Source organism: Corynebacterium sp. S7, assembly GCF_054401105.1.
Genome location: NZ_CM136760.1, coordinates 1,790,498 through 1,804,087, shown reverse-complemented (window position 1 = coordinate 1,804,087; position 13,590 = coordinate 1,790,498). Strand labels below are relative to the sequence as shown.

Below are 13,590 nucleotides of genomic sequence, written 5' to 3'. Positions count from 1 at the left end.
AAGTACTCTGGAGACTATGTCATCAACTCTCAGCGACCTTCGTGCCGCTAAACCCACGGTGTGGATCAACCCCGATCTCTCTTCCGTCCAGATCGCACAAGCTGACAACGACCTCACCATAGAGGACATTGACGCTGCCGAGGCGCTGCTACTGCGCGCAGCCCCGTGGTTGGAGGAGAACTTCCCGGACACGGACAAGGGGATCATCGAATCGCCACTGACTTTGTATGGCAACGTCTGGGTCAAGCTTGACTCACACCTGCCCATTAGCGGATCCATCAAGGCCCGCGGGGGAATCTACGCCGTGCTCAAACTTGCCGAGGACCTCGGCGGAACTCTCGGAGATACGGAGTGGTTTTCGAAATACACGATCACCGTTGCCTCCACAGGAAACCTGGGCTTGTCTATCGGGATCATGTCGGCTGCGATTGGGTTCAAGGTCCAGGTCCACATGAGCCGAGACGCGCGTGAGTGGAAGAAACAACTGCTGCGCGACAAAGGCTGTGAGGTCATTGAACACGATGGGGACTTTTCCGCTGCAGTGGAGTTTGCAAGAGAGGCCTCCCAACAACCTGATACGTATTTTATTGACGACGAGAACTCCCGCGACCTATTCCTTGGATATGCGGTTGCGGCCCGTCGCTTGAAAGTTCAGCTCAGTCGCAGTGGTGTGGAGATCAACGCCGACAACCCTTTGCATGTGTATTTGCCGTGCGGAGTCGGTGGTGGACCTGGAGGGGTGCTCTTTGGGCTCAAGACTGAATTCGGGGACAACGTCCACGGCTACTTTGTGGAACCCACGCACGCCCCGTCGATGATGTTGGGGCTGGCAACGCAGATGTTTAACGAGATTTCTGTAGCCGACATCGGGCTTGATGGGATGACAATCGCAGACGGTTTGGCGGTGGGTCGGACGAGCGCCTTCGTCGGCAAGCGAATGCGACGCTTGATCACTGCCTGCGTGACGGCCGACGATGCGACCTTCTTACAAGACATGCGCCGCTTCCATGCAGCTCACGGGATATTTATCGAACCGTCCGCAGCCGCGGGATTCGCTGGTCACCGGGCCTTTGCCCATCTGCCGGGCACGCATTTGGTGTGGGCAACTGGGGGAGCGATGGTACCCGAAGCAGAGCGCGAGGCCTTGCTTCAAATGGGTGATTAGTAGTCCGCGACCATTTCGACGATCTGGATGTAGTGCCCGCAGGTGTCGTCGAAAACCGCAATCTTGACTGTCCCCATGGTGGTGGGTTCCATCTGGAACTTCACGCCTTTGGCGGTGAGCTCGGCGAAGGTCGCATCAACATCGTCGACGGAAAACTGGGTGAAGGGCATTTGGTCGTTGTAAAGCGCCTGATTGAAAGCCTTGGAAGCAGGGTGACCCGTGGGCTCGAGCAGGAGCTCAACGCCGTCAGGATCCTCAGGGGAGACGAGGGTGAGCCAGCGCGCACCACCCGCCGGGACATCGTGCTTGACCTTAAAACCAAGGATGTTGGTATAAAAGTCAAGTGCTTTTTCTTGATCGTCGACGTAGATTGATGTGATGTTTATTCGCATGGGTACTATTGTGCCGAATTCGGGCCGTTCGCGCTCCTGGCGGAAAGAATTCCACGGACATCAGGCGCCGCATTGAGGATTGTCCACCCGAAACTAATACACTGGCTATTACCAATTTCTCTGAAATGATTCTGAAAAGATTAGGAGTGACACGCATGGCAACAAAGGTTGGCGTACTGGGCGCGAAGGGCCGCGTTGGATCGGCTGTAGTCAACGGTGTGAACGAAGCCGACGATTTGGAACTCGTGGCTGAAATCGATGCGGGTGACTCTCTGGACAAGCTGCTCGATGCTGGCGCTGAGGTTATCGTGGATTTCACCACTCCGGCTGCAGTGATGGGAAACCTTGAGTTTTGCATTGCCAACGGCATCCACGCCGTTGTGGGCACCACAGGTTTCGACGAGGAGCGCTACAACCAGGTACGTTCCTGGTGTGAAGCGAACCCTTCGGTTGGCGTGCTTATCGCCCCGAACTTTGCCATTTCCGCAGTCCTAGCCATGGCTTTTGCGAAGCAGGCCGCACCATTTTTCGAATCTGCTGAGGTCGTGGAATACCACCACCCCAACAAGCTTGACGCACCGTCGGGCACTGCAGTCAAGACCGCCCAGGGCATTGCCCAGGCACGCAAGGACGCAGGCATGGGCCCGATGCCCGATGCAACCGAGCAGGCATTGGAAGGCTCGCGCGGCGCTAACGTTGACGGTGTCAGCGTCCATGCAGTGCGCATGACCGGTATGGTCGCTCACGAGGACATCATCTTCGGCACCAAGGATCAGTCCCTGACCATTAAGCAGGATTCCTACGGTCGCGATTCCTTCGTCCCAGGAGTTCTCACCGGGGTTCGTCAAGTAGAGCAGCACCCAGGCTTGACCGTGGGACTAGATTCCTACTTGGGTCTATAAGCGGGCCTATAAGAGGGCCTTTAAAGCAGCTCCATCTGAAAGAAAGGGTTTTCCATGGCAGAGGTCAAACACCTCGATGTCAAGCTCATCGCCGCTACCCAATTCAATGCTCCCGATGACATTGAATGGAGTGCCGACGATAGCGCTACCGATTCTGAGGCGCTCGTCGAATTCGCCGGGCGGGCCTGTTATGAAACCTTTGACAAGCCAAACCCCCATACCAATTCCAATGAGTCCTACCTTAGGCACATCATGGAGGTCGGGCACACTGCTTTGCTCGAACACGCCAGCGCGACGATGTACATTCGGGGCATCTCGCGGGCAGCAACGCATGAACTGATTCGGCATCGCCACTTCTCGTTTTCCCAGTTGTCGCAGCGCTTTGTGCCAACTGAGACCAACGAGGTCATCGTGCCACCACTTGTCGCCCAAGATGAGGAGCTCAATCGGCTCTTTCTCCGCGCTGCCGACGAATCTCGGTTTGTCTATGAGGAGCTGCTACACGCCCTGGAAGAACGCCTCGAGGAGGAGCCAAACGCCCTGTTGCGTAAGAAGCAGGCCCGCCAGGCCGCCCGTGCGATCCTTCCGAACGCCACGGAATCACGCATCGTGGTCAGCGGAAATTACCGCACATGGCGCCACTTCATCGGTGCGCGCGCGGCCGAGCACGCAGACGTTGAGATCCGCACCCTTGCAATTGCCTGTTTGCGTATTCTCCAAGAGCAGGCACCGACGCTTTTCGACGATTTCCAGGTCACCGGGCTCAGCGATGGCTCCGAAATGGCCGCTAGTCCTTACGAGACGGCGCTCTAAGCAGCCCCTGCTTTCGGGATTGCTACTTTCAGAATCCTGACGCGAGCATTAAAATCGCAGGCAGAGACAGGGTATGTTTCAGGCAAGTAGCTGAAATGAATACAACTCCATACATATGCAATCGGCTCTTCCGGGTTCTTTCGAAAGTTGTAGACACACCGGTAGTTCACAGTAATTGCACGACACTACTATCAAGAAGGTAACCTAAAGCGTCATGGGCATTTCATTGACAGCAAATACCGGAGCTGAATACTTCGGAACCGTCGGCGTCGCCATGGTCACTCCTTTTGACCGTGACGGTGCCTTGGACGTTGTCGCTGGTCGAAAGCTTGCAGCTCACCTGGTTAGCAACGGCATCGATGCACTTGTGCTGGCCGGCACCACCGGCGAATCTCCAACGACGACGTTGGACGAAAAAGTCGCACTCATCAAGGCCGTTCGCGAAGAGATCGGCGATAGCGCCAAGATCATCGCTGGTGCGGGTACGAACAACACCGCAACCTCTATCGCAGCAGCGCAAGCATCTGCTGAGGCTGGAGCAGATTCGCTCCTCGTGGTTACTCCGTACTACTCCAAGCCCACGCAAGAGGGTTTGTTCCGCCACTATGAAGCAGTCGCGGCTGCAACCGACCTGCCTATCTGTCTGTATGACATCCCCGGTCGCTCAGGAGTCCCAGTTGAGGCAGATACGATCCGCCGCATTGCGGCATTGCCCACAGTAAAGGCAATGAAGGACGCTAAGGGCAACATGTTTGAAGCTGCCCCTCTGATTCAGGAGACAGGCCTTGCCTGGTATTCTGGCGACGATCCGCTCAATGTGCCGTGGCTCGCACTCGGCGCTACTGGCTTCATTTCAGTAGTTGGGCATGCTGCGCCCGCATTATTGCGTGAACTACGTACAAGCTTCGAGGAAGGCGACCTCGCCCGAACCCGGGAAATCAACGCCAACACCATGCAAGTACTTGCTGCACAGCAAGCGTTACTCGGTGGTGCCACTTTTGCTAAAGCAGCTCTGCGTTTGCAGGGCATTGAGGTGGGGGACCCTCGTCTACCTGTCGTCCCCGCGGATGACGCGCAGATGGAGGTTCTCCGCCGTGATATGAAAAAGGCTGGAGTCCTATAAATATGAACGAACCACGTAATCGGCCACGTAAGGTCACCCGTAAGGCTGGCCCTCCGGAGGCCGGTGACCAGGCGCCTGTGTTCCAGGCTCCAGATTCAAATCCTGAGAGCCAAAATACCAAGCCAGACAACGCTGGCCAGGCTACCTCCGAATCCAACGAAGGATCCGGCAACAACGGCAATCGCGGTGGCAGTGGCAACCGGGGTGGCGGAAACCGTCGTCGCGGTGGACGTGGTCGTGGCAGCAACAACAACAATCGCCGCAACCCAATGAAGTCCATGCAGGGTGCGGATATGACCAAGCGTCTGCCAGCCCCTGGAAAGGCACCTGCGAACGGTCTGCGTATTTACGCTCTCGGCGGTATTTCGGAAATCGGCCGCAACATGACTGTTTTCGAGTACAACGGCCGTCTGCTCGTAGTTGACTGTGGCGTGCTCTTCCCTTCGTCGGGTGAGCCAGGCGTTGACCTGATTTTGCCTGACTTCGGTCCGATCGAAAAGAAGCTGGATAAGATTGAGGCCCTCGTCGTCACGCACGGCCACGAGGACCACATCGGTGCGATCCCGTGGCTGCTGAAGCTGCGCCCGGACATTCCGATTTACTCGGCGAAGTTCACCAATGCGCTGATTGCTGCGAAGACGAAGGAACACCGCCAGCGTCCGAAGCTGCATGAGGTGAACAACAAGTCCGAGATCACCGTGGGCCCATTCAATATTCGTTTCTGGACGGTGGGCCACTCCATCCCGGATGCGCTTGGACTGTCTATCCGCACTGGTGCGGGCCAGGTCATCATGACCGGCGATATCAAGCTGGACCAGACTCCATACGATGGCAAGCCAACCGATCTGCCTGCGCTGTCTCGCTTCGGCGACGAGGGCGTGGACCTTTTGATGTGTGACTCCACCAATGCAACGACTCCGGGCTTTTCTGAGTCGGAGAAGGGCATCGAGGAGAACTTCATTCGTCTTATCGGTGATGCAAAGCAGCGCGTGATCTTGTCCTCCTTCGCGTCCAACGTGTCGCGTGTGCAGATGGCAGTGAACGCCGCAGTTGCAAACGGCCGCAAGGTTGCGTTCAACGGTCGCTCGATGATCCGCAACATGGAGATCGCCGAGAAGATGGGCCTGCTCAAGGCACCTCGCGGCACGATCATCTCTATCGATGAGGCCTCGAAGATGGCTCCGCACAAGGTCCTTTTGATCACCACGGGCACCCAAGGTGAGCCAATGGCAGCGCTGTCTCGGATGTCTCGTCGTGAGCACCGCCAGATTACGGTGCGCGACGGCGACTTGATCATTTTGTCTTCGTCGATGATTCCGGGTAACGAAGAGGCGATCTACGCCGTGATCAATAACCTGGCGCAGATCGGTGCCACGGTTGTGACCAACAAGGATGCGCACATTCACGCAACTGGTCACGGTTACTCCGGTGAGCTGCTCTTCCTATACAACGCGGCTCGTCCGAAGAATGCGATGCCAGTCCACGGCGAGTGGCGTCACATGCGAGCCAATAATGAGCTCGCAGTTTCTACTGGCGTGAAGCGCGAGAACACCGTCTTGGCTCAAAACGGCGTTGTCGTTGACCTGGTCAATGGTCGTGTGCAGGTCGCTGGCCAATACCAGGTAGGCAACCTCTACGTCGATGGTGAAACCATGGGCGAGGTCGAAGCCGATGTCTTGGCGGATCGTACCAACCTCGCAGCTGGTGGCGTCATTTCCGTGACCTGTGTGATTGATTCGCGCACCGGCCGCCTTCTGGAGCGCCCGACCGTATCCACGACCGGTTTCTCCGAAGACGATCGTAGCCTCGTTCCTGAGGTGACGGAATGGGTAGAGAACCTGATGAACGACCTGGCAGCCGAGGGTGAGAACGATCCTTACCGTATGGTGCAGGCGCTTCGTCGTAAAGTGTCTCGCTCCATTGAGCAGAAGTACAAGCGCGAGCCTGTCATCCTGCCGACCGTTGTCCCGATGTCCGACGACGATCACGCGCCGGTTGACGACGATGATGTGGCAGCAGAGCGCGAGTCGCTCTAACCGCATCATGGGTACCGTAAGTGCCCGTTAGTTTTCATGCACCTCAGCTATGCTGGGGTGCATGTCTTTTGCTCAAGCAGAACGCGCTCGCCTTGCCGATACACTTATTGAAGTTGGACCTGATGCACCGACTCTGTGCGAGGGGTGGACCTCGCGCGATTTAGCCGAGCACCTCTATAATCGTGAAAATCGGCCCATCACCAATGTGGAGAAGGTGGGGGAGCGGGCACGGCGCCACACGAAGTCGCTGGCTTATGAAGATCTCGTGCGTGCTTGGGCTGCCGGTCCGCCAAAGTTATTGCGTCCGTTTGATTCGCTGATGAACACCGCCGAGAATTTTGTGCACCATGAAGATGTGCGTCGCGGCGACGGGGTGGTCCGGGTGCGTGAATTTAGCAAGGTCGTAGATAAACAGTTGGCGAATTCAGCGGCGCAATTAGGCAAGATGATGCTACGCAAGTCCCCGGTTCCGGTGATTTTATCGCCGACGTCGCTCCCGCCGATCACGCTGGCGGATCGGCGCGGTGTGACGGTAAAGGGCGACGATATTGTTCGTGTTATCGGGGAGCCTGGGGAATTGCTGCTGTGGGTGTATGGGCGAGATGTTGCAGACGTGGAGGTGCAAGGTACTCCTGAGAACATTGCGCTGTCAAGAAGCAAGGCCTGACTGGGCTTGAGATAATACCACTGTTTTCGGAGTGGCAGATGTGAAGAATGTGAAAACTGGTACTATTCTTAGAACCATGTCTGTCAAAAGTTCTTCCTCGCGCAAAAAACCGCGCCCGAGCACTGGGCCAAAGGCCCGATCAGGCCAGGCGCGCCAAACGCGCAAGCCTGCCGCTTCGGCTGCGGTGACCCATCCACGCACGGGTGCGACGACGCAGCTCGCCGCAGCAACTTCTGATGAGCGAGTAGGCTCGGCGACGAAGGTCGTCGGCGACACGATTAGTTCCATTGCCCGGGGTACGGCACGAGGTTTAGGTTCAGTCACGCGTGGCATCGCTTCCTTAGGAGCAAACCGTGGCCGCCGGAGTGAAGATAAAAGCGACAACCTGTACGAAGACGAACAAGGTTCGAAACAAAAATCTGCTAAGGAGACGCCCATCGCCCGCAGGAAGAAAGACAAAGAACCCGTCGAACAAGAACACGAAGTAGAGGCTGTAGAGACAGACGCTGAGATAGGGACGAGAGGTCAGGGCTCGCAAAGTGGAGACACTGCCGGACTGATTCTTCTCGGTCTCGCAGCAATTCTTGGTGCTTCCGTCTGGCTTGATATCGCAGGTCCAGTCGGCGCGGCTATCGCCTCGGCAGTGCACCTTGTTATCGGTGCTGGCGCTCTTATTTTGCCGGTGGTCTTGGTAATCATTGCCATTGTCTTGATGATGGATTTCCAGGCCGATTCCTCAACCAAAGTACGTGTCGGGATCGGCGTTACCTTGATCGTCGTGGCCATGCTTGGACTCATCCACATCTTCGCGGGAAATCCAGATACGTGGGAGGCGAGAAAGTCAGCTGGTGGCGCGATTGGCGCGTGGCTGGGTGGAAGTTTGGCGGCGGGATTCTCCAGCTACGTCGCTGTTCCGCTGCTGATCTTGCTGATCATTTATGGTGCGCTGAAGGTCACCGGGATTACTGTTCGTCAGCTGTTTTCCGAGATCGGTGAGCTTGTCTCCCAGCTGGGGTCTCACAATTACACCCCGGACCCAGAGGACCCAGAGGATCCGGACGATCGCGATGATATGTATGGCCACGTCAACGATGAGCTCAGCGATATCGCCGAGGGTTCCTCGCGGCGGAGCAGGCCACGCACCCCTACGCCACGGGTAACTCGTCGCCGGCCAAGCCCGATGGAGAACTACCCAGCCGACGAATCGGAGCAGCCAACCCTGTTCGGTCGCAGTCATGCGCCTAGCGACGAGTTCAACCCCGATGCAGAACCAGAGCTCGAAGAAGAGGCGACACCAGCTGCTTCTCAGAGCGCTTCGCAAAGGTCGAGCACGCGTCGTCGTCAAGCGAAATCTGCTCCGGCGCCTGCCGTACAAGACGCGGAGGAAACCGACACCATCCCAGTGGTCGACCACGACCCTGCCGACGCCGTCGCCTCCTCGCGGGAGGCAATGCGCCAGGCGATCATCGCACGTTCCGGCATCGACGCCGGATCGGTACCGGCAACGACTCCGAAGTCGGAGGTGGAGAAGGCAGCGAACAGCGAAGCCGATGTGGCCAGCCCAGCGCGCAAGGGATCGTCGGATTACACCTTGCCGTCAACGAGCCTGCTCACCCCGGGCCAAGCGCCGAAGACGCGCACCGAAACAAACGACCGAATGATCGAGGCGATCACGGAAGTTTTCCATGAGTTCAAGGTGGACGCCCAGGTGACGGGCTTCTCACGTGGGCCGACTGTGACTCGGTACGAGGTGGAACTCGGCCCGGGCGTGAAGGTTTCCAAGATTACGAACCTGCAATCCAACTTGGCGTATGCCGTGGCCACCGACAATGTGCGCCTGCTGGCTCCGATCCCAGGTAAGTCGGCTGTGGGCATCGAGGTGCCGAACAGTGACCGCGAGATGGTGCGTCTGCGCGATGTACTTGATGCGCCGAAGATCCGCAACGATCCGGACCCCACCCTGATTGGCATGGGCAAGGACATCGAAGGCGAATTCGTCGCCGCGAGCGTGCAGAAGATGCCGCACCTGTTGGTGGCGGGTTCGACGGGTTCCGGTAAATCGGCATTTGTGAACTCGATGCTGGTTTCCCTACTGACGCGTGCGACCCCCGATGAAGTGCGCCTGATTTTGGTTGACCCGAAGATGGTGGAGCTGACCCCCTACGAGGGCATCCCGCACCTGATCACCCCGATCATTACGCAGCCGAAAAAGGCCGCTGCCGCCTTGCAATGGCTGGTCGAGGAGATGGAGCAGCGCTACATGGACATGAAGTCCGCGCGCGTGCGCCATATCAAGGACTTCAACGCGAAGGTTCGCTCCGGAGAGCTGCAGGCTCCTGCTGGATCCGAGCGCGAAATGAAGCCCTACCCAATGATCATCTGTGTGGTCGACGAGCTCGCCGACCTGATGATGACCGCCCCGAAGGAAATCGAAGATTCCATCGTGCGCATCACCCAGAAGGCGCGTGCCGCTGGCATCCACTTGGTTCTGGCTACGCAGCGTCCATCCGTGGACGTGGTCACCGGTCTGATCAAGACCAACGTGCCGTCACGTCTGGCGTTTGCCACCTCTTCGCTGACCGACTCCCGCGTCATCTTGGACCAGGCCGGTGCCGAGAAGCTGATCGGTATGGGCGATGCGCTTTTCATCCCACAGGGCGCGGGCAGACCACAGCGTATGCAGGGTGCCTTCGTCACCGATGAGGAAATCCAGGCTGTCGTCGAGGCAGCTAAGTCCCAGGCAGAGCCCGAGTACGCCGAGGGCGTGACCGAGGAAAAGGCCACCGAAAAGAAGGTCGTCGACGACGACATCGGCAAGGACATGGACGACCTCCTCGAGGCCGTCGAGCTGGTTGTGACTGCGCAGCTCGGCTCAACGTCGATGCTGCAGCGCAAGCTGCGCATCGGCTTTGCCAAGGCCGGCCGCCTCATGGATCTCATGGAATCCCGTGGCGTCGTCGGCCCTTCCGAGGGCTCCAAGGCCCGCGAAGTGCTGGTCAAGCCCGAAGAGCTAGATACCATCATCTGGATGATCAAGGGCGCCGATCCGGCCGAGGCACCCAAGGAGGTCACCCAGGAGCAATCGCTTTACGACGACGCTCCCGCCTCAGACAATGAAAGTGATTCTGATTCCGAGGACGACACACACGTTGTGCAAGCAACGTACAACCCCTCGGGAGGGGCCTTTTAAGCCGGCCTTTTAAGGAGAAATAATCTCCTTCGGGGCCCCGTCTGGCAGCTTGCCGTGCTTGTCTTTATAGCGACGAGCATAGGCACGCACTGCCGTGGGCAAGGTCTCGAAGATATTTTCCTTGCCTACCTTTTCAATGAATCCTGTCGGTTCAAGCTGCCTGTACAAGTCCTGCTTTACGCGCGCCATTGCGAATTGGATACCTTCTGCCTCCAAATGCGAGCGGAGTTTTTCTAAGGCGTCCACGGCGGTTAGATCAATCTCGGTGTTGGCCTCCGCGTTCAGCAAGAAGCACTCCACCGGTTGTTGCGATTTATCCACTGCTTCGAGTGCACGCTCGACGAAATGGTCGGCGTTGGCGAAAAAGAGAGGCGAGTCGTAGCGGAAAACGACGAGGCCTTGGATGGGCTTGGCGTCGTGGTAATCATCCAAGCTGTGCATTCCTGGAACGCCGGGAGCATAACCCAACACGTCGGAGTTCGGCGCCGTAATCCTGCGGATCAGGTCAAGGATGGATAGCGTGACCGCTACACCAATTCCGACCAGCACGCCGAAAAATACAACTGCGAGGGCTGTTATCGCTGTGATGAGCAATTCACTGCCGCGGAAGCGGCCAATCCTACGTATTTCTGCAATATCGATGAGCCGGGTAGCTGCGTAAATGACGAGGGCGCCGAGCGCTGCTTGCGGGAAGGAACCCAAAATTGGCCCGGCAAACATCAACACCATGACAACCAATGCCGCGACGACAAGAGAATATACTTGAGTTTTCGCTCCTGCAGCGTCACCCAGCACCGTGCGCGAACCGCTCGACGAGATGGGGAATCCCTGAAAGAAACCGTTGGAAAAGTTGGCCACCCCAAGTGTGAGTAGCTCTCGATTGGCATCGATGTCGTCGTCGGTCTTTGACGCGAAGGCCCGTGCCGTCAAAATATTGTCGGAGAATCCCACAATGGCGATGCCCACGGCATAAGGCAGCAGCGACCAGAATTCCAGATCGCCCAGTTCCGGCACGCGTGGGGCGGGAAGGCCGCGGGGCACCTCACCGATGACCTCGATCCCAAATCGATCGAGATTGAAAATGGCAACTGCTGCAGCTGCCACCAACAAGATACCCAACGCAGTCGGGGCTTTCGGTGCGAGCCAATTTCCTATGTAGAGCAAGACCAAGACCACCAGCGCGAGGATGACCGTAGGTACGTGCGCGGTACTGATTTGGGAAACGAACGAGGTGATTTCTTGCCAAACATTCTCTCCTTGCACGTCAATCTTGGAGATTTTGCCCAATTGGCTGACAATCATCAACAACGCGATGCCAATCAAATAGCCCACCAACACAGGGCGAGAAAGTAGCCGAGTCAGAAAGCCTAAACGCGCAATAAAGCCGATGACGCAAACAATGCCCACGGCGATGGCCAGCAGTGCTGCTACCTCGGCGTAGCGTTCGGGGCCACCGGCTGCGTTGACTAAAGCGCCGACGCCGGCGGCTGTCATCAAAGCGGTTGTGGACTCTGGGCCCAGCGATAACTTCTTCGAGGTACCCAGCATGAAGTAGATAATCAGAGGAGCAAGAGAGGCCCACAAACCTACCACTGCAGGCAATCCTGCAATCACGGCATAGGCCATCACTTGGGGCACAAGGTACGCAGCTACTGTCACTCCGGCAACGAGATCTCCCCGCAACCATTCCTTCTTATAGGTGCGGATTGTTCTAATCCCCGGAAAGATTCGTTCCCAGAGTGACTTTTCAGAAGGCATGTGTAAAAGTTTACAGATAAATGGGTAATACCCAGGGAAAATGGGCAAGTTCCATGTGGGTTTCCTGGTCAATTGTGTAACCCGGACGTGCAAGTATTACTTAGCTAAGGTAGAATCGGCCCGTATCGTGGAGGGGAGTACCCCACAATCGGTGTTGGTCGTCAACACGGATCCGAACGGCATCACAAAAAGAGGCAGTCCGGACCCGGCCACATCGGCCTAAGAGGGCCTAGGAGAGATCCTGAGAGAGCTCTTGGGCGGGGGAGACCTCCGGTCATACCAATTCAACGTATCTACGACCGGAGGACACCTTAATATGTCTGTGCCTTTTTGGGTCTGGGCAATCACGCTCATTGTGATTGCAGGATTCTTCATCTTCGACTTTTATTCGCACGTGCGCACCCCGCATGAACCCACTTTGAAAGAATCTGGGTTCTGGACCATCGTCTATGTTTGTATCGCGTTACTTTTCGGCGTGATTGTCTGGATCGTTTGGGACGGCGAGCACGGCATGCAATATTTCACCGGCTACGTCACAGAAAAAGCGCTGTCGGTAGATAACCTCTTCGTGTTCGCCCTGATCATGGGTGCCTTCAAGATCCCGCGCAAGTACCAACAAAAGGTATTGCTGTTGGGTATTGCCATCGCGTTGATCTTCCGTCTGCTCTTCATTTTGCTCGGCGCGGCCATCATCGAAGCATGGTCCGATGTTTTCTACCTGTTCGCGATCTTCCTGCTGTACACGGCAATTAAGCTGTTCTACGACGAGGCAACCGATCAGCCCGAGACTGACCCTAATGACATGACTATCATCAAGTGGCTGCGCAAGGTTGTTCCTGTTACCAAGTCGTACCACGGTGACAAGTTGACCACGAAGACCGAATCGGGCAAGTTCGCCCTGACACCCTTGTTCATCGCACTTCTGGCCATCGGACTGGTCGACGTGATGTTCGCCTTTGACTCGATCCCAGCAATTTACGGCATCACCTCCGAGTCCTACCTGGTGTTCACCACCAATGCGTTCTCCCTGATGGGTCTGCGTCAGATGTACTTCCTGCTCGACGGCTTGCTGGATCGATTGGTCTACCTCGCATACGGCCTGGCAGCCATCTTGGGCTTCATTGGTGTGAAGCTGCTGCTCCACGCTCTGCACGAAAACAACCTGCCATTCATCAACGGCGGTGAGAACGTCGCGGTTCCTGAGATCGGCACAGCGACCTCGCTGCTTGTCATTGTCGGAATATTGGTGGTCACGGTCATAGCCTCGCTGATCAAGGACAAACGAGACGAGGCGCAAGGTGGTCACCGCGGTCCTGCAACGCGCATTGACTATGACGATCACGGCAACCGTCGTCGCGTTGACCACGCCGGCCGCCACCTAGAGTGGATCGATGATCCTGCCACTTCAGGTAAGGGTGATCACACCGCGACAGGTTCTCGCGAAACCGCTCACCTAGACCCGGAGATTCATCCAGACTACAAAGATGACGACAAGTAAATAGCCAAACAAAAACGGCTTCCGTCTGAAGTTCAGGCGGGAGCCG

Annotated in this window: 10 protein-coding genes; 8 read left to right on the top strand and 2 right to left on the bottom strand. The window is 57.0% G+C overall.

Features of this window, described 5'->3' with window-relative positions; all coding sequences use genetic code 11:
• Window positions 1-16: 16 nt before the first annotated feature.
• On the top strand, window positions 17-1,165 hold the full coding sequence (locus ACXZ66_RS08660; protein ID WP_458748136.1) for a D-serine ammonia-lyase: 1,149 nt from the start codon (window positions 17-19) through the stop codon (window positions 1,163-1,165).
• On the opposite strand, the gene ACXZ66_RS08655 is transcribed toward ACXZ66_RS08660, so the two are convergent.
• Window positions 1,162-1,557, bottom strand: coding sequence for a VOC family protein (locus ACXZ66_RS08655; protein ID WP_458748135.1), 396 nt, complete (start codon window positions 1,555-1,557; stop codon window positions 1,162-1,164). The genes ACXZ66_RS08660 and ACXZ66_RS08655 overlap by 4 nt on opposite strands.
• 155 nt (window positions 1,558-1,712) lie before the next feature.
• Here ACXZ66_RS08655 and dapB point away from each other — a divergent pair, with 155 nt between their 5' ends.
• The 6 genes from dapB to ACXZ66_RS08625 all read left to right on the top strand — a co-directional run bounded on the left by dapB (window position 1,713) and on the right by ACXZ66_RS08625 (window position 10,288).
• The gene (gene dapB / locus ACXZ66_RS08650) at window positions 1,713-2,459 is read left to right on the top strand and encodes a 4-hydroxy-tetrahydrodipicolinate reductase (protein WP_458748133.1); all 747 of its coding nucleotides are present in this window, start codon (window positions 1,713-1,715) and stop codon (window positions 2,457-2,459) included.
• A 54-nt stretch (window positions 2,460-2,513) separates the two neighbouring features.
• On the top strand, window positions 2,514-3,272 hold the full coding sequence (thyX, locus tag ACXZ66_RS08645) for an FAD-dependent thymidylate synthase (RefSeq protein ID WP_458748132.1): 759 nt from the start codon (window positions 2,514-2,516) through the stop codon (window positions 3,270-3,272).
• Between the two features lie 214 nt (window positions 3,273-3,486).
• A complete protein-coding gene (dapA, locus tag ACXZ66_RS08640; protein WP_458748131.1) occupies window positions 3,487-4,395 on the top strand; it encodes a 4-hydroxy-tetrahydrodipicolinate synthase in 909 nt (302 codons plus the stop codon).
• Between the two features lie 2 nt (window positions 4,396-4,397).
• Window positions 4,398-6,431 (top strand): ribonuclease J, encoded by a 2,034-nt coding sequence (locus ACXZ66_RS08635; RefSeq protein ID WP_458748129.1) that lies wholly within the window; start codon window positions 4,398-4,400, stop codon window positions 6,429-6,431.
• A gap of 61 nt (window positions 6,432-6,492) precedes the next feature.
• Window positions 6,493-7,098: a TIGR03085 family metal-binding protein gene (locus ACXZ66_RS08630; protein WP_458748127.1), complete on the top strand. Its 606-nt coding sequence runs from the start codon at window positions 6,493-6,495 to the stop codon at window positions 7,096-7,098.
• Between the two features lie 76 nt (window positions 7,099-7,174).
• On the top strand, window positions 7,175-10,288 hold the full coding sequence (locus ACXZ66_RS08625; protein WP_458748125.1) for an FtsK/SpoIIIE family DNA translocase: 3,114 nt from the start codon (window positions 7,175-7,177) through the stop codon (window positions 10,286-10,288).
• A gap of 9 nt (window positions 10,289-10,297) precedes the next feature.
• Here the strand turns inward: ACXZ66_RS08625 and ACXZ66_RS08620 are convergent, their stop codons facing one another.
• Window positions 10,298-12,046, bottom strand: a complete 1,749-nt coding sequence (locus ACXZ66_RS08620) for a SulP family inorganic anion transporter (protein ID WP_458748124.1) — start codon at window positions 12,044-12,046, stop codon at window positions 10,298-10,300.
• A gap of 316 nt (window positions 12,047-12,362) precedes the next feature.
• Here ACXZ66_RS08620 and ACXZ66_RS08615 point away from each other — a divergent pair, with 316 nt between their 5' ends.
• Window positions 12,363-13,544 (top strand): TerC family protein, encoded by a 1,182-nt coding sequence (locus tag ACXZ66_RS08615; protein ID WP_458748122.1) that lies wholly within the window; start codon window positions 12,363-12,365, stop codon window positions 13,542-13,544.
• Window positions 13,545-13,590 lie beyond the last annotated feature (46 nt).

What these genes read in the sequence shown, in the direction of transcription:
- ACXZ66_RS08655 (WP_458748135.1), bottom strand. Translation starts at nt 1,557, where the DNA reads ATGCGAATAAACATCACATCAATCTACGTCGACGATCAAGAAAAAGCA.
- ACXZ66_RS08625 (WP_458748125.1), top strand. Translation starts at nt 7,175, where the DNA reads ATGTCTGTCAAAAGTTCTTCCTCGCGCAAAAAACCGCGCCCGAGCACT.
- ACXZ66_RS08660 (WP_458748136.1), top strand. Translation starts at nt 17, where the DNA reads ATGTCATCAACTCTCAGCGACCTTCGTGCCGCTAAACCCACGGTGTGG.
- ACXZ66_RS08635 (WP_458748129.1), top strand. Translation starts at nt 4,398, where the DNA reads ATGAACGAACCACGTAATCGGCCACGTAAGGTCACCCGTAAGGCTGGC.
- dapA (WP_458748131.1), top strand. Translation starts at nt 3,487, where the DNA reads ATGGGCATTTCATTGACAGCAAATACCGGAGCTGAATACTTCGGAACC.
- ACXZ66_RS08620 (WP_458748124.1), bottom strand. Translation starts at nt 12,046, where the DNA reads ATGCCTTCTGAAAAGTCACTCTGGGAACGAATCTTTCCGGGGATTAGA.
- thyX (WP_458748132.1), top strand. Translation starts at nt 2,514, where the DNA reads ATGGCAGAGGTCAAACACCTCGATGTCAAGCTCATCGCCGCTACCCAA.
- ACXZ66_RS08630 (WP_458748127.1), top strand. Translation starts at nt 6,493, where the DNA reads ATGTCTTTTGCTCAAGCAGAACGCGCTCGCCTTGCCGATACACTTATT.
- ACXZ66_RS08615 (WP_458748122.1), top strand. Translation starts at nt 12,363, where the DNA reads ATGTCTGTGCCTTTTTGGGTCTGGGCAATCACGCTCATTGTGATTGCA.
- dapB (WP_458748133.1), top strand. Translation starts at nt 1,713, where the DNA reads ATGGCAACAAAGGTTGGCGTACTGGGCGCGAAGGGCCGCGTTGGATCG.